This window comes from Pedobacter africanus (assembly GCF_900176535.1).
Taxonomy (GTDB): domain Bacteria; phylum Bacteroidota; class Bacteroidia; order Sphingobacteriales; family Sphingobacteriaceae; genus Pedobacter; species Pedobacter africanus.
Genome location: NZ_FWXT01000004.1, coordinates 236,163 through 254,129, shown reverse-complemented (window position 1 = coordinate 254,129; position 17,967 = coordinate 236,163). Strand labels below are relative to the sequence as shown.

General features: G+C 45.7%; 15 protein-coding genes. 3 read left to right on the top strand and 12 right to left on the bottom strand.

The features are described from left to right. The first annotated feature begins 87 nt into the window (after positions 1-87). Positions 88-936 (top strand): DUF2911 domain-containing protein, encoded by an 849-nt coding sequence (locus B9A91_RS20875; RefSeq protein WP_084241224.1) that lies wholly within the window; start codon positions 88-90, stop codon positions 934-936. An 88-nt stretch (positions 937-1,024) separates the two neighbouring features. On the opposite strand, the gene B9A91_RS20870 is transcribed toward B9A91_RS20875, so the two are convergent. The 8 genes from B9A91_RS20870 to B9A91_RS20840 all read right to left on the bottom strand — a co-directional run bounded on the left by B9A91_RS20870 (position 1,025) and on the right by B9A91_RS20840 (position 8,640). Beyond that, positions 1,025-2,731: a sodium:solute symporter family protein gene (locus tag B9A91_RS20870; protein ID WP_084240991.1), complete on the bottom strand. Its 1,707-nt coding sequence runs from the start codon at positions 2,729-2,731 to the stop codon at positions 1,025-1,027. Next, a complete protein-coding gene (locus B9A91_RS24290) occupies positions 2,728-2,871 on the bottom strand; it encodes a hypothetical protein (RefSeq protein ID WP_200815704.1) in 144 nt (47 codons plus the stop codon). The genes B9A91_RS20870 and B9A91_RS24290 overlap by 4 nt, the downstream gene beginning before the upstream one ends. A 1-nt stretch (position 2,872) precedes the next feature. Beyond that, positions 2,873-5,311 (bottom strand): PIG-L family deacetylase, encoded by a 2,439-nt coding sequence (locus tag B9A91_RS20865; RefSeq protein WP_084240989.1) that lies wholly within the window; start codon positions 5,309-5,311, stop codon positions 2,873-2,875. A gap of 118 nt (positions 5,312-5,429) precedes the next feature. Continuing rightward, entirely contained in the window at positions 5,430-6,029 is a 600-nt protein-coding gene (locus B9A91_RS20860; protein WP_084240987.1) for an LEA/WHy family protein, read from the bottom strand. Between the two features lie 29 nt (positions 6,030-6,058). After that, positions 6,059-6,490 (bottom strand): DoxX family protein, encoded by a 432-nt coding sequence (locus B9A91_RS20855; protein WP_084240985.1) that lies wholly within the window; start codon positions 6,488-6,490, stop codon positions 6,059-6,061. A 45-nt stretch (positions 6,491-6,535) separates the two neighbouring features. Then, the gene (locus tag B9A91_RS20850; protein ID WP_084240983.1) at positions 6,536-7,138 is read right to left on the bottom strand and encodes a TetR/AcrR family transcriptional regulator; all 603 of its coding nucleotides are present in this window, start codon (positions 7,136-7,138) and stop codon (positions 6,536-6,538) included. A gap of 97 nt (positions 7,139-7,235) precedes the next feature. Beyond that, on the bottom strand, positions 7,236-7,766 hold the full coding sequence (locus B9A91_RS20845) for an alpha-ketoglutarate-dependent dioxygenase AlkB family protein (protein ID WP_084240982.1): 531 nt from the start codon (positions 7,764-7,766) through the stop codon (positions 7,236-7,238). A 13-nt stretch (positions 7,767-7,779) separates the two neighbouring features. Then, on the bottom strand, positions 7,780-8,640 hold the full coding sequence (locus B9A91_RS20840) for a sigma-70 family RNA polymerase sigma factor (RefSeq protein ID WP_084240980.1): 861 nt from the start codon (positions 8,638-8,640) through the stop codon (positions 7,780-7,782). Between the two features lie 179 nt (positions 8,641-8,819). Between B9A91_RS20840 and B9A91_RS20835 the strand changes: the two genes are divergently transcribed. Continuing rightward, positions 8,820-9,287: an Lrp/AsnC family transcriptional regulator gene (locus B9A91_RS20835; RefSeq protein ID WP_084240978.1), complete on the top strand. Its 468-nt coding sequence runs from the start codon at positions 8,820-8,822 to the stop codon at positions 9,285-9,287. Positions 9,288-9,339: 52 nt separating this feature from the next. On the opposite strand, the gene B9A91_RS20830 is transcribed toward B9A91_RS20835, so the two are convergent. The 4 genes from B9A91_RS20830 to B9A91_RS20815 are packed head-to-tail and all read right to left on the bottom strand — an operon-like array spanning position 9,340 to position 16,652. Further along, positions 9,340-10,386, bottom strand: a complete 1,047-nt coding sequence (locus B9A91_RS20830) for a glycoside hydrolase family 43 protein (protein ID WP_235012630.1) — start codon at positions 10,384-10,386, stop codon at positions 9,340-9,342. Further along, entirely contained in the window at positions 10,322-11,428 is a 1,107-nt protein-coding gene (locus B9A91_RS20825; RefSeq protein WP_084240975.1) for a glycoside hydrolase family 88/105 protein, read from the bottom strand. The genes B9A91_RS20830 and B9A91_RS20825 overlap by 65 nt, the downstream gene beginning before the upstream one ends. 26 nt (positions 11,429-11,454) lie before the next feature. Further along, positions 11,455-13,383, bottom strand: coding sequence for a RagB/SusD family nutrient uptake outer membrane protein (locus B9A91_RS20820; RefSeq protein WP_084240973.1), 1,929 nt, complete (start codon positions 13,381-13,383; stop codon positions 11,455-11,457). An 11-nt stretch (positions 13,384-13,394) separates the two neighbouring features. Continuing rightward, positions 13,395-16,652 carry a SusC/RagA family TonB-linked outer membrane protein gene (locus B9A91_RS20815; RefSeq protein ID WP_084240972.1) on the bottom strand — a complete coding sequence of 1,086 codons (3,258 nt, stop codon included), beginning with the start codon at positions 16,650-16,652 and terminating at the stop codon, positions 13,395-13,397. Between the two features lie 223 nt (positions 16,653-16,875). Here B9A91_RS20815 and B9A91_RS20810 point away from each other — a divergent pair, with 223 nt between their 5' ends. Beyond that, complete coding sequence (locus B9A91_RS20810; RefSeq protein ID WP_144009012.1) at positions 16,876-17,658, top strand: alpha/beta fold hydrolase; 783 nt, start codon at positions 16,876-16,878, stop codon at positions 17,656-17,658. Positions 17,659-17,967 lie beyond the last annotated feature (309 nt).

The following is a 17,967-nucleotide window of genomic DNA, read 5'->3' as shown; positions in this document are numbered from 1 at the left end:
ATGAACCATCATGAGTTTAGGTTTGCAACAACAAATCACCAGACTGATGATAGCTCATCAACAATTAAAAAAACAAAAATCAAACTGATGAAAACAACATTTAAAGCAATGTTCGTACTGGCTTTAGCAGTAGCATTGAACACTGATCTTCAGGCCCAAGGCATCAAAATGCCCCAGGCCAGCAGCAGCCAAACCATCACCCAGGAATTTGGCTTAGGTAAAATCACACTTAGCTATTCACGCCCGAATGTTAAAGGCCGCAAAATTTTTGGCGGACTGGAACCTTACGGAAGTGTATGGCGTACAGGAGCAAACTCAGCAACTGTCATCAGCTTTACTGAGCCTGTAAAAGTTGGGGGCAAAGAACTGGCCGCCGGCGATTACGGACTGTTTACTATCCCTGGGGAGAACGAATGGACCGTGATCTTTAACAAAGGCGCAAAACAATGGGGAGCTTACGAGTACAAAGAGGCAGATGATGTACTAAGAATAAAAGTTAAGGCAACCAAGATAAAAGAAAAAGTAGAAACCTTTACCATACAATTTGCAAACGTACAGACCTCTTCTGCACAATTACAACTGATGTGGGAAAATACCGCATTGAGTGTAGACATGACCACCGAGGTAGATGCAACGGTAATGGCCAGTATTGATCAGGCTATGAAAGGCGAGAAAAAACCTTATTTCCAGGCTGCCCAATATTACTACGCAAACAATAAAGATGCAAAACAGGCATTGGAATGGGCTACTGCTGCCGATGCAGGGAATACCAAAGCACCATGGATCAAATTGTTAAAAGGACGTCTTCAGTTAAAAACCGGCGATAAAGCGGGAGCACTTAAAACTGCTACTGAAGGGCTGCAGATTGCAACAGAAATTAAGAATCCGGAATACATCCGCTTACACACTGAGCTGATGAGCCAGGCCAAGAAATAAAGCCCCCCCTGCCCAGAAAAAACCTGGTGTTGTGAGCCGACATGCAAATCGTTTCTCCTTCAGAAACGATTTGGCGAGGTGAACAATATCAGGCTTTTTTATGTAACAAGCCTTTAAAGCCCAAGAACTGCTGAATAATCAGCGAGATGATCACCACCAGCAAACAGCCAATCACATTCAGCCACAAATAAGCTACAAGCTCCATTCTTCCCATCACTACTACTATAGCCTCTGTAATCAGTGCTGCTATAAACACCGCCCTTCCATTAACCTGTTTTACATAAAACGCCACCAGGAAAATCCCCAGAATGGTTCCGTAAACATAAGAACCCAGTATGTTCACCGCTTCCAGCAAATTGCCAATCTTACTGGCATACAAAGCCATCACAATACAGATCAGCCCCCAGAACACTGTTGCCAGTCGCGACACCTGCAGGTATTCGTGATCAGATGCATCTTTCCTGATCAGGCGCTTATATATGTCTATTACCGTAGTAGAAGCCAGTGAATTTAAAGCACTGGCGGTAGAACCCATAGAAGCCAGGAAAATAATGGCGATCAGCAAACCGATCAAACCCTTGGGCAGGTATTCGGTCACAAAACTTAAAAAGATATAATTGTTGTCCTTGATGTTGGCATGTTCATCGTTCTTGAGCATCAGGTCCGTCACCTCTTTTCTGATCGACTTTTCCTTTTCATCGGCAGCCTGCAGGGCAATCCGCTGCATGTCAATAAGCTGTTTGTTGTCCGCATCCAATGCAGCGTTCATTTTGTTTACTTCGGCCTGTTTATTGTCAAAGGCCTGCTTATAATCGGCCTTAATCCTGTTCAGCTCAGGGGCATAACTGCTTTTTTCCAGTTTATTCAGTTCAAAGCTGTTGAAAAAAATGGGCGGACGGTTATACTGATAAAAAGTAAAGACCAGCACACCGATCAGCAAGATCAGGAACTGCATCGGTATTTTAACCAGGCCGTTCATCAGCAGGCCCAGGCGGCTTTCGCTCACAGAGGCGCCCGATAAATACCGGCCTACCTGGCTCTGATCGGTGCCAAAATAAGACAGCTGTAAAAAGAAGCCACCTATCAGCCCTGTCCACACCGTATACTGGTTGTTCAGGTCCAGCTTAAAATCTATGGCATTGGTGCGACCCATTTTACCAGCAATACTAATGGCTTTGCTGAAACCGATGTCGGCGGGCAGCAAGTATACCACCATTACACCGGCAGCAAACAAACCGCAAAAGATGATGCTCATTTGCAGCATTTGGGTATAAGAAACCGCCTTAGTACCTCCGTAAACCGTGTAAAACACCACCAACCCACCCATAAAAAGCGTAGTATAGGTGGTATTGATGTTTAAAATGGTCGATAAAATAATGGATGGCGCATAAATGGTAATCCCGGTAGAAAGCCCCCTTTGCACTAAAAATAAAAATGCCGTCAGCGCCCTTGTTTTCAAATCAAATCGCTGCTCCAGGTATTCATAAGCGGTGTATACCTTTAAACGATGGAATATAGGCACAAAGGTGATGCACAACACGATCATGGCCAAAGGCAGGCCGAAATAAAACTGTACAAAGCTCATGCCCGAGGAATAGGCCAGCCCCGGTGCAGATAGAAAAGTAATTGCGCTGGCCTGGGTAGCCATTACCGACAGGCATACATGGTACCAGGGCAGTGACTGGTTGCCCAGCAGGTAGCCCTGAATGTTATGGGCACCGCGACTTTTATAAATGCCGTATACGACAATGACCACCAGGGTAAGGGTTAGTACCGACCAGTCTAAAACACTCATTCGAAATACTTTGTAAAGGCATAAAAAATTAAGATCAGGAACACCAGCCAGCCAATCAGCAGGCGGTAAAACTGTCTCCATGTTTTAACGAAGGGCGGCAATTCCTGCGCTTCTTTGTCTGTTGGCTCCTCTTCTGTCATGTTATTTTTTGCCTGATATCAGGTTTACAAACAGCCTGTATGCCCCCGGTACGCCCGCCGGCAGCTGCCGGAAGAACGAGAGTCCGGTATATACAAAACGGCCCTTACCATAATCTGCAATGATCAGCGAACCAGTCTTAGCACTTTCCCCGGCATCATTCATGCTCAAAACAGCAGTATATTTAGGATCGGCATCGGTTACAAAATACAATCCGCGTTCCTGTATCCAGCCCTCAAAATCCTTTGCAGTCAGTTTATTCGGATAGTTAAATACCGGGTTATCCGGTTTTAAAATATCCACCTTTGCGTCCTCTTCTGTAACCCTGTCCCGCGACAAGCGGAAAGGGTATGGCCCAAGATTTTCTATTTTTAAAGGGCTGTTCACATTGTATTGAACCAGCAATGTTCCGCCGTTCTCCACATACTTCATCAGCTTAGGCTGCATGCTCCTGATCTGGTCGTTCACATTGTACAGCCTTACCCCGGTAACTATGGCATCAAAAGCAGAAAGATCGGTATTGATCACCTGATTTTCATTAAGGTTCAGCACCTCATAACCTACCTGCTTTAAGGCTTCAGGCACCAGATCACCCGCACCTGTAATGTAACCAATCCGTTTCCCTGCCAGCTTCAGATCCACCTTATCTACCCTCGCCTCAGCAAAAGGAAAAAGGGTTTGTAATGGGATATGCTCATAATCAATCACGCGTAAACCCTTTTTATAGGTTGCCCCATCAACATTAACATTCAGGCTCAGGCTGCCACCGGCGGTATTTCCTCCCGGCGTAACCGTAAACTCCAGCAGCTGCTCCTCTCCTTTTCTGGACAGTGTAAAATCGGCTTTTTCCGGACTAACCTTCCAGCCCGAAGGCAGCTGGGGAATTACCGATCCGGCAGCATTTTCTTTAAAGCCCTTCAGCTGGACCGTTATCTTTTTAGGCATATTGCCATTAAAAATAAATGCCTTTTCGGCCAGCGTTGCAGTAACCGGCGGGGCAATCACCAGCGGCTGGTAAACCTCGCCCCTCACCTGATCCGTATACTTGTACACTACCGGGCGTTTTTTGATCATCACCTGGTCCCCGATCCTAATTTTAAACACGGCGCTCAAGCCCGGACCGTTTTCGGCAAGGCCGATTTTGGAAAGGGAATCTACCACAAAAGTGCCCAGGGGATGTGGTTTTTCCAACCAGTAAGGCTGGGTAAGCTTCGCATTATTTGTAGAAAGGGACTTGTCCTGCGATATGAATTTATTGGGCACCAGTTCAAATTTTGCACCTGTATTGCTTTCTTCCAGGCTAATGCCTAAAGGAAAGCCATCCTTTACCCTGGCAATACCCTGTACTTTTACATTTACAGGCTCATTTAAAGCATAAGAAGGGTTTGCAGCAGCGCTTTCAAACCAGATCCCGGCACAGGCCAGTATCAGATCATCCAACAGCTCATGTTTAAAAGGCTTACCCTTTACCAGTTCCCTTAGTTTTAAAAGCTTGGCAACCGATTGTGAAGGATCAGCAGCATTGTATCCGGTATTGATTTCATTCAGCAATTGCTGTACCGCAGCACTGCCGGCCATCCTGTTTAAAGAAAAATCTATACCTTCAAAGATATCCCTGCTGGCTTTTTCGCCGGCCACAGGTGTAAAAAACTCTATAGAGGAACCGCGCTGTCTGGCAGCACCAAAGCCCTGGCTCCTGTGGTTCGACCTGCTTTCGGCAGCGATCTCGCCATAGCTTTTGCCCAGCAAGGGATTGTACAAACCTACATCGATCTTGAGCTGATCATCGGAAGTGGTATTGTTCCCACCAAAATTAAAGGTATTCCAGACGATTCGCCTGGCCTGCCATGGCTTTACAAATGCAAGCTGCTCCGGAAACTGCTTCGGATCGGCCGCCGCTGTAAAGGCTTCACGGGCCAGTATGGCAGAACCCGAATGGTGCCCATGCCCCGCCCTTCCATCTTCAGGAAAGCGGGTAATGATCACGTCGGGCTGAAACTTGCGAATTACCCAAACCACATCGGCAAGGACCTTCTGCTTATCCCAGATCTTAAAGCTCTCTTCCGGGTTCTTCGAAAAACCAAAATCGTTGGCCCTGGTAAAAAACTGTTCTGCACCATCCGTTCTGCGGGCGGCAAGCAGTTCCTGGGTCCGGATCAGGCCAAGCAGCTCGGCCTGCTCATTTCCAATCAGGTTTTGTCCGCCATCTCCTCTTGTCAGCGACAAATAACCCGTCCTTACTTTCTTTTCCTTGGCCAGATAACCCAGTAAACGGGTATTTTCGTCGTCGGGGTGTGCAGCAACATACAGTACACTACCGGTAACATTTAATGCCTCCAGGCCTTCTTTAATTTCAGCAGCATTCAATTGCTGCATGAGCTGGGCCTTAGCCATAAAAGGTACAACTGCTGTTACAACAAGCAGGTATAAGCGAAACTTCATATACAGATTTTACGAGGGCTTTTATCTACCCCGATGTTTCGAAATTAACTAAAAAACATCAATCTGTTTTTCAAATAAATAATTAGCGCGTAACAATACTGTCAAAATACGACAGTTTTTATAGGAGAATTTTACTGCTTACTTCCTTATCGATGGTAATGAAGCCAGGATATTTCACCAAAGAATTCCCTACTTTAATGCTCGGTCTGATTTTTAAGGTCAATATCCCCTTCTTTTCAGGCCCGCCTTTGCTGCTTTTCAGGAAATCACTGATCTCGCCCATTACCTTGCTGTTGGAAATAAAAGGGTAAACGTTCACTTCCATATCTACGGGTACGGTAGAAGCCTGACCGGCGGCAACGTTTAAAGCCTGATTTACAAAGCCCGTTGCCAGTTCCTGCCGGTTGATCAATATTTTATATTCGAATTCGTTGATAGCAGCATCGGTACCCGTCGGGTTTTTAACCTCAAGATTTAAACGCGCCCTCAAAGGCACATCTTTTCTCAGCAACCCTAATGCAAGGGCAGGCAAACTACCCAGGTTCACATCCCCGTTGCCAATCATCTTCTTCACATCGGCCCCGCCAAGGGTAATCTGATCGGCCGAAGTAATCCGGTAAGTACACTTTTCAAGGGCTTTAATTTGTTGCGTTTGCCTGTTTAAACCACAACTCTGAATCACAATGGCCGTAAGGCACAACAAAAATATTTTCTTCATAACAAGAACCTATCAAATTTAATGCCCGTTTAGCGCTTACGGCTATTTAAGCTTTTACTGATCAGCTGATCAACACTATATTTTCCGCTTCCGGCAACCCATAAAAACAGGTATACCAGCAAATAATGCAGTCCCAGTTCTTTTTTGTCGAAACCATCAGGCGAGTGGACAATAAACACCGCAACCAGCATCGTTATGATCAATGGAATCACTGCCAATCTTGTTCCTAAACCCAATAAAATAAGAACAGAACAGAAAAACTCGGCAAATACCGTCAGTACCAATGATGCCGGGGCACCAATGCCTATAGGGTCGCCAAATTGTATTTCGCCGCCTGCGGTAAGCCAGCCCAATTTCTGATAGCCGTGTACCATCATAAAAGAGGCAATACCTACACGTAAAACAAGCAGCATAAAGTGTATGCCTTCGTGGTTAAAATTGGTGTTGAATAGTCTTCTCATAAATTTGTTCCAGGTAAATTAAATATAATAAAAAATAGCAATTGATTAGCTGGTCAGTGATTTGATAAAGCCCGACACGGCATCCTGTAAAATCCTGCGGTGCTCCGCTCCCGGTTTCCCGTCTTTCTCTATCATTTGTATGGATACCAGTCCATGTAAAATGGAGAAGTAAGTATGGTATTTCAAAAATACATCAGCTTCTTTATGGGCACTCAGGGCAATGGCCTCCTGAATGGTAGAGATCATCACGGTAGTCATTTGTTTCATTTCAACAATCTGGTTTACCCGGTCGCATGCCGGAATCCCAAGCCCAAACATCAGCTGATAATATTCTTTGTGATCAAAAGCAAAATCCCAGTAAGCATTGGCAATGGCTTCCAGCTGTACAGAGGGATCCGTATGCTGCTGCTTCACTTCCAGCAATGCATCTGCCAGCTTTTGAAAGCCTTCTTTTGTAAATTCCAATAAAATGGCTTCCTTGTTTTCGAAATGATTGTAAATTACGGGTATGCTGTATTCGATGGCATCTGCAATTTTGCGGATCGAAAGCGATTGCCAACCGTCCGTCAACACCTGAAGCCAGGCGGCTTCAAGAATACTTGCCCTGAATTCTTCTTTCTGTCTGATTTTTCGTTCTGCGATTCCCATAGGCCATACATTTAAGTTAACGGTGTTAACAAAAATAACACATAAACCCAAGTCCGGAAACTATATCTGGTTTTCTGACTTAAAACCAACAATACTGCTATTTAACAATTAACCTGAAGGTAAGGTTAATGCGCGGACCTGCAGGTACAATAGTTTTAGGGAGCCTGTGCTCCCAGAGGTGCTGGGTTTCTGCTTTCATGATGAGCAGACTACCATGGGTCAGGTCAACTGATATAATGGGTATTTTTTCCGTATAATGCCGGAACTGAAATATCCTGGGGGCACCAAAGCTTACGGAAGCAATAAAAGGGTACCTGCCCAGCTCCTTCTGGTTATCACGGTGCCAGTCCATGCTATCTTTACCATCACGGTAGTAATTCAGCTGACAGGTATTGAACTCCACCTCAAAAGCCCTTGCTATATTGTCCCTGATCTGCAGCAGCTGATCGGGCCAGGGCTCGCCGGCCTGCTCAAAAAACATTGACAGTTTGGCTTCCCGTTTTACAATGCTGCTGAGAAAGCTGAAATAAGTATTGCTTTCTGCTTCCTTAAAAAAATCAGGATAAAAAAATGCTTCGCCGGGAATCGGCAACAGGTTAAGATGGTCCAGGTACAGAGATTTGTCCATACCGTAAATATAATCAAATGTATTCCATCAAATAAGCTTTTGGCTTTTCTGCACGCAGTGTTTTCAGTGCTTTATCCTTAATCTGCCTTACACGTTCCTTTCCCAGGTTCATTTTACCGCCAATTTCATCGAGTCCTATGGGTGTATAACCACCTAAACCGTAAAACATAGACAGGATCTCCTTTTCGCGTTCCGGCAGCTTTTTCATCAGGCGCTTTACATCTACAGAAACCGAATTTTGCAGCACGCCGGTATCTGTCTTTTCGATATTGCCATCTTCCAGGGTCTCCGCCAATGTAAATCCGGATTCTTCTGCGATCACTGCATCCAAAGAAGTTGTCATGGGAGCATGGTTCATGTAATCGATCGCTTTTTCTTCCGGTAGTTCAATAAATTCACAGACCTCTTCCAGGCTTGGCACCCTTTCCAGTTTTTGCTCCAGTTCTCCCATGGCCTTATTGATCCGCATGATCCCTCCTATCTGGTTTGCAGGAAGGCGCACCATGCGTTTCTGTTCGGCAATCGCAATCATGATGCTCTGACGGATCCACCACACCGCGAACGAAATGAACTTGAAGCCTTTGGTCTCATCAAAGCGCTGGGCAGCTTTAATTAAACCCAGGTTTCCCTCAGCAATCAGGTCAGACAAGCGGATACCCTGGTTCTGGTATTTCTTGGCCACAGATACCACAAAGCGCAAGTTGGCCTTTACCAGACGGTCCAGTGCAGACTGGTCGCCCTTCCTGATCTTTTGGGCAAGCACAATCTCTTCTTCAACACTCAGCAGGTCGATCCTTGCAATATCATACAAGTATTTTTCTATGGAGTCCGAGTCCCGGTTGGTAATGGACTGCTCTATCTTTAATTGTCTCATTTTGGGCAAGGTCAGAAGAAATGGATTTCAGATCAATGGATATCGTTTATTTCCGATTATTTTCTGGAAAAATATTTAAAAAATTACTCTTTTTACGGAAAATACATTTTTTAACTGCCTTTTTTAATTAATTTCGAAGTCACAGTGTAACACTGACACTTTCACCTAATTAACTGAGAATGAATACGGCAGATCTCGACAAAACAGACATTGGTATTTTAAGGCTTTTGCAGCAGGACGCCTTGCTGAGCAACAAACAACTGGCGCTGGAACTCAATAAATCAACCGCCACGATACACGAAAGAGTAAGGCGATTAAAATCAGAAGGTTACATCAAAAGATCAGTAGCCATTCTGGACAGTAAGAAGATTGGGAAGAGCCTGATTGCCTATTCACAGGTACAGCTCAAAGAGCACACCGATCAGGCATTAAGCGGCTTTGAAAAAGAGGTGGTAAAGTTTCCGGAAGTAATGGAATGCTATCACATGACCGGGGCCTTCGACTTTATCCTCCGGATTGTGATCACCGATATGGATGCGTACCATAACTTTTTAAGAAGTAAACTGGCCCAGCTCAGCAATATTGGTACAGTGCAGAGCTTCTTTGTGATGTCTGAGATCAAAACTGAAACCGCATATCCACTTTAACACATCATAAAATCCACCACAGATGCCCTTAGCAGCCTCATGATCTACTGATTTATTTAGCTTCACGCATTAAAAACCGAAATGTATCCTGATAAGGGCGCAGTTTTCCCGTTTGCCTGTTCCCTTCCAAAAATCCCATCAAAACTATAGCGGTCCTCCTTTTTCCATTGGCTTTGGTATTGGACTCGTGCGTATGAAAAACATAATTCAGTTTTCCCTGGGCATCTTCAAAAAAATCGCCATGCCCGGAACCATTCTCTCCCGTTTGCCATTTACTCAGAATAGGGTTCCCCTTATATTTCTTCCAGGGCCCGTAGGGATGGCTGCTCACCGCATAACCAACAGCATAATCCGGGTTCCGGAAGTCATTTGCAGCATATACCAGATAATAAACTTTCCCCTTTTTCAAAACAGATGGCCCCTCAGTTACCGTCCACTGCGCAGCGCTGGTATTTTCCCAGGGCTCGCTGGCATGAATGCAGGCCCGGGTTGTTTCTTCCTTCAACGATAAAAGGTCACTGCTCATTTCGGTAACGTAAATGCGGTTGCCCTTGTCGAGCCTCACATGGTACAGGTAAATTTTACCTGAGTCAAAAAAGACAAAAGGGTCGATCATCCTGACGGGGGCCTTGATCGCCTGCTTTACTTTTTGGGTAAAGGGGCCCTTAGGATGATCACTTTCGGCAATGGCAATCTGTTCATCCGCGGCATAAGCCATATAAAATTTGTTCTGGTACCTAAAAACCTGTGGTGCCCAGAAACGGGACAAACCAAACACATCCTCTTTTTTTAGCGCCATACCGGCATCATCCCAGTTTATTTTGTCTTTTGAAGTATAGACCTTAAATCCTTTTTGCGCCTCATTGTCCCCAGTTCCGTAAAGGTAATAAGTACCATCGTAGTAAAAAATGGCAGGATCGGCCATCTGAATCACCGTTTTTTCCTGGGCCCCGGCACCTACAGATGCCAGGGACAGGAAAACTGAAAATAACAACATCTGGAAGGTCTGCTTCATAAAGATCAGTAAAGTACGGCTATTTTCCGGAAAGTGCAGCAGCACACCAAAGATAAGGCGCCTGCCCGTGAAGGTCTCCTGCATTGCGGGGACGGTCTTGGTAGTGCTGTTTATCGTTCTTTTTACCCGTACCAATACAAACTTCGGTTACATTGTTACGCGCGTCTACGTATGGAACCATGGCCAGCCAGGCCTTTCTGGCTGCCGGAGCGTATGTTGCGGCATCAAGCCAGCCCTCCTGCAGGCCAACAATAAATCCGTAGGTAAACATGGCCGTTCCCGAGGTTTCGACCCACAAATCAGGCTGGTCAATCAGTTGGTTCCACATGCCAGACGGCCTTTGATAATCTTTCAGGCTTTTCATCATCTTCAGGTAACCCTCCATGATGCGTGGGCGGTCTTGATGATCCTTAGGCAATATGCGCAGCAGATCAGGCATACCCACTGCCATCCAGCCATCCCCCCGTCCCCAATAATAAGGAACATCCGGGGCATGATAGAATAAACCGTTCGGCCGCTGCAGTTCATTCAGATAAAGCACCATTTCCTTTGCCGCCCTATCGATATATTTGCGGTCGCCGGTTACTTTGTACGCCTCGTTCTGCACTACGGTGATCATATACATATCGTCAATCCATAGGCGGGTCTGCCAGGAGAAACCTTTATCTGCCCAGGCCTTCTCTGCCGCATTTGCATTCCCTGGTAATTCCCATTGCGTATCGGCATAGGCAAGTCCTATTTTCTTATACCGCTCATCTTTTGTGATCTGGTAAAGTTTAAGTGCAAGGCTCCCAAACATGTTGTAATCCACATGGTTCATGGGTGGCAGCAGCGCTTTTTCATAAGTAAAAAAAGGCTCAAACTTATCTTGCAAAAGCTTGATCAGCTTTTGGTCCTGTGTTTTCAAAGCATAATCCAGGGCACCATTCCAGGTGCATACCCCCGCATAATGCATATACCTGCCGGCATACAGGTCGTGCCTGCTGTTTACAAAATGATAGGACAGCCGCTTACCGATCTCTTCCGGTGTTGATCCTTTTGAAAAACCGGTTAGCGTCCCCTTCTGGGCAAACAATAGCTGATAAGCAAATAAGGCGAACAGCGATAAAAATAGTTTTTTTGACATAGTGTGTTGTTTTGAATATTGAAAGTTTAATTGATGTCTTCATCAGCTACCGCATCCTGCCACCTGGTCCACCGCTCCGTACCTGCGTCGTAGCCGTTGTAGCCCTGATTTTGGCGTAGCTTGCCATAAAGGTTGGCGTTGATGGCATTCTGAGGGATAGGCCAGTAGATGTTATAGGGTGTGATGGTATAGTTCCTGTTCCTTACACTAACCTTGTTTTTGTTGTAATAGTCGTTGTAATGCTGAATGCGCTGATACCAGTAGCTGTTATCAGCTAAAGTATTTACATTGTAGGTATTGCCCCATTCATCAGCTTTTCCGCTCAAGGCCAGGCTGTACGAGATCCTGCTCAGTTCCATGTGCCTCCATTCTTCCAGGTACAATTCGCGGGCGCGCTCATTCACAATATCGCCAATGTTTACATTGGTGTAAAGCTGACTGCAGCGAGCCCTTCTTCTTACTACGTTCACATCTTCTGTTGCAGCAGCAATATTTCCTTTATAAAATTGTGCTTCAGCGCGCAGCAAGTACGTTTCTGCCAGGCGATAGCAATACCAGTCGGCAGCCCCGCCATCATTTCGGTTAGAGGTAGGCGTGGCCAGGAACACAGGGTCTTCAATAAATATTTTATAGTGCGGCCAGTTAAACCAGCTGCGAATGGTATCTGTACACAAAAGCGTTGAGCCATTATACAGCCTCAGGTTTTGTCCGAAATTAGCATCGGCAGGATCATTATATTTCAACATTTCCATACGCGCCCAGTTTCCTACTGTACTGTTGTGGCGCAGATCGGTGGCGTCGTTTACCCCGTTAACAAACCAAAGGCCGAACTGGGCAAAATGTGTGGGCCGGATCATGCCCAGCCCTCTTCCCACGGTGCCATTGATATCGTAATCGGCCCGGTATTTGGGATCTGTCCGGGCTACCGACAACAGCACTTTTCCACTGGGCGACTTCAGGGCATTCTGGTTCCACATCGGCCCCCAGTTGCGCATAGATTTGTACCTGATGGTGGCATCTGTTCCCTCTCGGTTGGGCAGTACCAGAATGGTTTCCTTATTGGCAGCAATTGCCTTGTTTACCGGCCGGTGCAAATCCCAGATCACATTTCTTGTTACCGGCCAGGCCACCGGTGAAGGATTGTCGAATGTACCGAACTCTCCGTTCATCAAAGCATAACCCGATTGGTTAATGAGCGTATCTGCCTGGGCTATCGCCTTGTCCCACTTACCCGTAGCAAGGTAACATTTCAGCAGCAGCTGACGGCAGGCACCCTTATTGATCATCCCGATATAAGCCATTTTTGACTGTTCAGGTACCCATGCTACTGCCTTTTCCATATCGGCAGTGATCATTTCCAGGATGGCTTCCCTGCTGCTGGTCTTATAGTTCTGTTTGGGCAGCTTTAATATTTTGGTCACCAGGGGCACGTCCTTAAACTGAAAGCAGAGTGCCATGTAGCGGAATGACCTGTGAAAATAAGCACGGCCCAGGAACTCCTGTTTTGTGGCCTGGTCCAGCCCCGGTACATTGTCAATAAAACTGGTAATCGTATTGGCGTATTTTATACCATTATAGGTTTCCCCCCAAAAAAAGGAGATCATGTTCACATCGTTGTCAAACATACCATCCGTTGGGGTAAGGCGTGTAGCTACATCGGCAAAAATATTACCGTCATCTGTTTTACCAGATACAGCCACATCTGAAAGCATATATTCCGTACTAATGGGCACAGAAATATCCCTTGTTGTTAAATGGCTCCAGTAAGTACGCAGGTGCCTGTCCAGCATGGCAGTGGTAGCTTCCAGCCCTGCGCGGTTCGAAAATGTAATTTCCGGCTCATAGAAGGAGAGCGGGTCCGGTTTCAAAAAATCTTTCTTACAGCCCGAAATGAGGGCAACAGATGCGATGCCTGTTGCCAGAACAACCGATTTATAAAAATTATTCGTTTTCATCCTTAATTCGTTTAAAAGCCCAGGTTTAAGCCCAGTGTGAATATTCTCGGGGCCATTTGTGCAGTTTCAATATCCCAGTAGCGCCAGTTCTTGTCCTTTTTCCATACGGCCAGGTTGCGTACAGAACCAAATACCTTTAACTTTTCTATTTTAACCGATGAGGTTAATTTTTTAGGTAGGGTATAACCCAGGCTTACATTGTCCAGCCTGATGAAAGAACGGTCGAACACCCTTTGCGGTGCATTGAGGCCTGCAGGCCCTTTAGATTCCAGGCGGGCCCAGAAATCGCTGGGGGCTTCCAGTGTCCAGTAGGGCTTCTCATAAGTATTGGCAAGGCCCTGACTAATGGTAGAAGTACCGTTGTCCTGATTCATATAAGCTCCATTTAAACTTTTGTGCCCCCAGTACGAATAGAGGTTAAAGGAAAAGTTGAAGTTCCTGTAATTAAAATCGTTCCGTAGCGACCACATGACAGGTGCCTGGGTTTGTCCCAGAAACTCCTTGTCATTGTCGTTATATACCGGCTTAATACTCCCGTCGGGGTTAATCACGTCATCTGCCGTATAGGTGTTGGCCACCTTAGGGTCCCCGGGGCGCTGCCCAAACCTGGCCGCCTCTTTAATTTCATCTACCTGCCAGATACCGGTCACTTTATAGTTCCAGATGGCACCGATGGGCTGGCCAATGAACCACTGGTTTCCAATATCGTCCACCTCTTTACTGGATATGACATTACCGTTGGCATCCAGCACATCTACAAACTGGTAATAAAGGTGCCTGATCTTATTGCTGTATTTTGAAAAGCCGAAACTGGTGCTCCAGTTAAAGTCCTTTCCCTTTATGTTATGCGAGTTGACAGTGATTTCAAATCCCTTATTCAGCACTTCGCCCAGATTGGTGGTGATGCTGCTGAAGCCTGAAAAACCAGGTAAAGACTGGTTCATGATCATATCTGTTGTAGACATACGGAAATAATCCAACGTAGTTGAAATGCGGTTATCCAAAAAGCCCAGGTCGAGGCCAACATTAAAAGAGGCAGTTTTCTCCCATTGCAAATTTTTGTTGGCCATCCGGTCTATGCGCAGGTATTGAAATTGTACATAGTCTCCATTGGCATTGATATAGCCCTGGGTGCCTGCGCCATTGGCAAGATTGGCCAATGCAACATAGGCATCATCGAGTGAGCGGTTTCCGTTCTGGCCATAAGACAAGCGCAGTTTACCGCTGCTCAGTGGTTTCCACTTAAAGAATTTTTCATTGGTAAAGGTCCAGCCCAGCGCAACAGAAAGGAAGGTGGCCCGGGGGTTGGAGGTACCAAATGCAGAATATCCGTCGCGGCGTACAGAAGTGGTCAGCATATACCTGTCGTCATAAGCATAAAACAGGCGGGCCAGCATGCCGTCAGCTGTTTGCCGGCCGTCACTGGTATCAAATTCGCTTAACAGCTTGTCGCCACCCTTCGTTTCATGAAAGCCCAGTGCATCAGTTGGCGATATATCCCAGGCCTGGATATTGTCCCACCAGGACTGCCGTTCTTCTGCTTCCTGCACCAGTGTTACATTTACACGGTGCTTCCGGGCAAAAGTCTGCTCCCAGTTGATGGTATTGTTGAGCGACCAGTCAAAACGTTTGCTGTTTTCACGGTTAACGCCGGCCTTTTTAGCGCCTGGCCTCCAATCGGGATGCTGTGATGAGGTAAAGTAACGTTTATAGAACCATTGGTACCTGGGCGAGCCGTTAAATGAATAAGTGATGTTAAATGGCAGTTTTACCTTGGCCGTAAAAATAGAATTCAGGACCGTATAACCACTTTCCAGGTCCTGAAACTGCCTGTTGTAATCGTAATTGTAACCTCTTACCAGACCGGTAAGTGTGGATCCCTGGGGGTAAATCTCCAGGTTCCCATTTGGGTCCCGGTAGGAAGCAAAAGGGCTGTTAAAGGTAATTGCACTGGACCAGTCGGTTGCAATGTTTCCGTCCGAGCGGTCCTGGAAATTGATATTGGCACCAATATTCAGCCAATCTGTTATTTTACCATCGATTTTAAGATTAGACCGTACCGCTTTATAGTTGTCGCCCACAATTACCCCTTCATTGGAAAGGTATCCGGCCGACATGTAATAGTTAATCTTATCGCTCGCACCGGAAGCACTAAGATTATAGTCCTGGTTTAGCCCCTTCCGAAAGCTATGGTCGTACCAGTCGAAGGTTTTCCCGGCAAGGTAATTACTCAAAACATTATGGCCCAGCCCGATCCGCCTGGCATAAATCTGCTCAATGGAGGCATTGGCGTCGTTTACGGAATAAGCTCTCCAGGCGGCTTCTGTGATGCCGTATCTGGCCAACATATCCGGGCTTGGTTTTTCATAATAACCAGGTTTACCCTTGGAATCGCTGGCATCAATGCTGGCCGACATGTAAGGCTCATAATTGCCAGTTGCCGGATTCACATCGTAAGAAGCCGCCGTATACCAGTCCTGCCTATATTTTAAATACCCTTCCGGCCCCCATACCGGCCTGTTTGCGCCCATAGTAGAGAAGCCCAGGTTCGAGGTAAAATTTATAGCTGGTTTGCCCGGTTTCCCTTTTTTGGTCGTAATGATCAATACACCGTTGGCAGACTGTGCGCCGTAAATAGCCGCTGCCGAGGCATCTTTGAGTACATCGATCTGCTCGATGTCATCCGGGTTTATTTCAGACAATTCACCATAAAAGATCATTCCATCCAGAATCAGCAGAGGGGAATTATGATTACCCGCTGTATACACAGAGCGCTGCCCACGGATATTGATGGAGCCCCCATTTTTTGCAGATGCGTCCAGCCCGATGGTCAAACCAGGGGTTCCCCTTAATATATCCTGCACTGTTCTGGGGTTTTCATCAGCAATTTTATCGGGCTTAAGTTGTGTAATTGCGCCGGTGAGATCCCTCTTCCTTGCAGTACCATAGCCAATTACGACCACGTCGTCCAGGCCAACAGCTGCTTCCTGAAGTACAATGGGGAGCAGACCGCTTCCCGTAGCCGCAACTTCCCGCTCCATATAACCTATCAGCGATATAGAGAGCATCGCCCCTTTATTTGTCCGGATACTGAAGTTACCCTCTTCATTGGTGCTTGTCCCCTGAGCAGTTCCTTTAACAGTTATGGTTACACCCGGTAGGCCGTTCCCGGCAGCATCCGTAACTTTTCCTGTAACAACCTGATCCTGTGCATAAGTACCAAATGAAAGCAGTAGTAAAAACAACGGGAGTAGAAATAAATTCTTCATTCACAATACAGTTTATATTTGGTTTTTTTACAAACCAAAGTAAACGATAGAAATCTGTAAAATTTGTTCATTTTTTTGTCGATTTGTCTCTGCTTACAAAGCATTTCAAATAAATTTGCGCAATCAAGTGATTGCGTTTATATTTGCAACCATATAATTGCACATTATAAAAAACATAATCATGAAAAGAGTTATAACTTTATTATCCTTAATCGTCTGCTTTATGAACACAGCAAACTCACAAACAGGAAAATACGCCACAGTAAATGGTTTACACATGTATTACGAAATACATGGAACAGGTAAACCCCTGGTACTGATACATGGTGCCGCATCTACCATACAAACTACTTTTGGCAGGATATTGCCTGCACTGGCCAAAGCACACCAGGTTATTGGGGTTGAACTGCAGGCCCATGGCCACAGCGATAACCGCGATGGCAGACAAATCACGTTTGAACAGGATGCCGACGATGTAGCGGAACTATTGAGGCAACTGAAGGTTGAAAAAGCTGATATTTTTGGTTTCAGCAATGGGGGCACCACTGCATTGCAAATTGCAATACGGCACCCGCAGCTGGTAAATAAGTTAATCGTTGCCTCATCCATGTATAAACGGGCAGGGGTCCCTCCAGCATTCTGGGAAGGCATGAAAAATGCAAAATTTGAGGACATGCCTGAACCTTATGTCAGCACATTTAAGGCCATCAATCCAAGCAGGGAAGCATTGGATATTATGTTTAACCAATGTGCACACAGGATGCAGCAGTTTACTGATATTCCAGACAAATCCATAGCAGCCATACAAAATCAGACTTTAATCCTTATTGGTGATCAGGATGTGTCTACACCTGAACATGCAGTAGAACTGTCACGCCGTTTGCCGCATGCCAGGCTTGCTATTATTCCGGGTGGACATGGCACTTACATGGGTGAACTGACCACATTAAAGGAGGCAAATAATCCGCCTGTGGCCCTGCCTGTTATACTGGATTTTTTAAAATAGAAACTGGTTAGGTGTTGTCATAATCATTTTATATTGTTTATATTTGGTTATCATCTCAGCCCACACTCCGGGGCCAATTCCTTAAAGATAACATTTAAATTCCTGATCCTTAGCTTATGAGTAGTAAATAACCTCATATAAATCACGTATAAAATACAAGTAAATCACATGGTTGAAATACCCTTGGAATACCCTTGAGTTACCGTTGGAATACCATTGTGGTATTTCAAGGGTATTCCAACGGTAAGCTAATGGTAACTTAATGGTAAGCTAATTCAGTGTTTTATATGTGAATTACTTGTAGTTATT

Coding starts and splice junctions, on each gene's coding strand:
- B9A91_RS20875 (WP_084241224.1), top strand. CDS start 88: ATGAAAACAACATTTAAAGCAATGTTCGTACTGGCTTTAGCAGTAGCA.
- B9A91_RS20870 (WP_084240991.1), bottom strand. CDS start 2,731: ATGAGTGTTTTAGACTGGTCGGTACTAACCCTTACCCTGGTGGTCATT.
- B9A91_RS24290 (WP_200815704.1), bottom strand. CDS start 2,871: ATGACAGAAGAGGAGCCAACAGACAAAGAAGCGCAGGAATTGCCGCCC.
- B9A91_RS20865 (WP_084240989.1), bottom strand. CDS start 5,311: ATGAAGTTTCGCTTATACCTGCTTGTTGTAACAGCAGTTGTACCTTTT.
- B9A91_RS20860 (WP_084240987.1), bottom strand. CDS start 6,029: ATGAAGAAAATATTTTTGTTGTGCCTTACGGCCATTGTGATTCAGAGT.
- B9A91_RS20855 (WP_084240985.1), bottom strand. CDS start 6,490: ATGAGAAGACTATTCAACACCAATTTTAACCACGAAGGCATACACTTT.
- B9A91_RS20850 (WP_084240983.1), bottom strand. CDS start 7,138: ATGGGAATCGCAGAACGAAAAATCAGACAGAAAGAAGAATTCAGGGCA.
- B9A91_RS20845 (WP_084240982.1), bottom strand. CDS start 7,766: ATGGACAAATCTCTGTACCTGGACCATCTTAACCTGTTGCCGATTCCC.
- B9A91_RS20840 (WP_084240980.1), bottom strand. CDS start 8,640: ATGAGACAATTAAAGATAGAGCAGTCCATTACCAACCGGGACTCGGAC.
- B9A91_RS20835 (WP_084240978.1), top strand. CDS start 8,820: ATGAATACGGCAGATCTCGACAAAACAGACATTGGTATTTTAAGGCTT.
- B9A91_RS20830 (WP_235012630.1), bottom strand. CDS start 10,386: ATGCAGGAGACCTTCACGGGCAGGCGCCTTATCTTTGGTGTGCTGCTG.
- B9A91_RS20825 (WP_084240975.1), bottom strand. CDS start 11,428: ATGTCAAAAAAACTATTTTTATCGCTGTTCGCCTTATTTGCTTATCAG.
- B9A91_RS20820 (WP_084240973.1), bottom strand. CDS start 13,383: ATGAAAACGAATAATTTTTATAAATCGGTTGTTCTGGCAACAGGCATC.
- B9A91_RS20815 (WP_084240972.1), bottom strand. CDS start 16,652: ATGAAGAATTTATTTCTACTCCCGTTGTTTTTACTACTGCTTTCATTT.
- B9A91_RS20810 (WP_144009012.1), top strand. CDS start 16,876: ATGAACACAGCAAACTCACAAACAGGAAAATACGCCACAGTAAATGGT.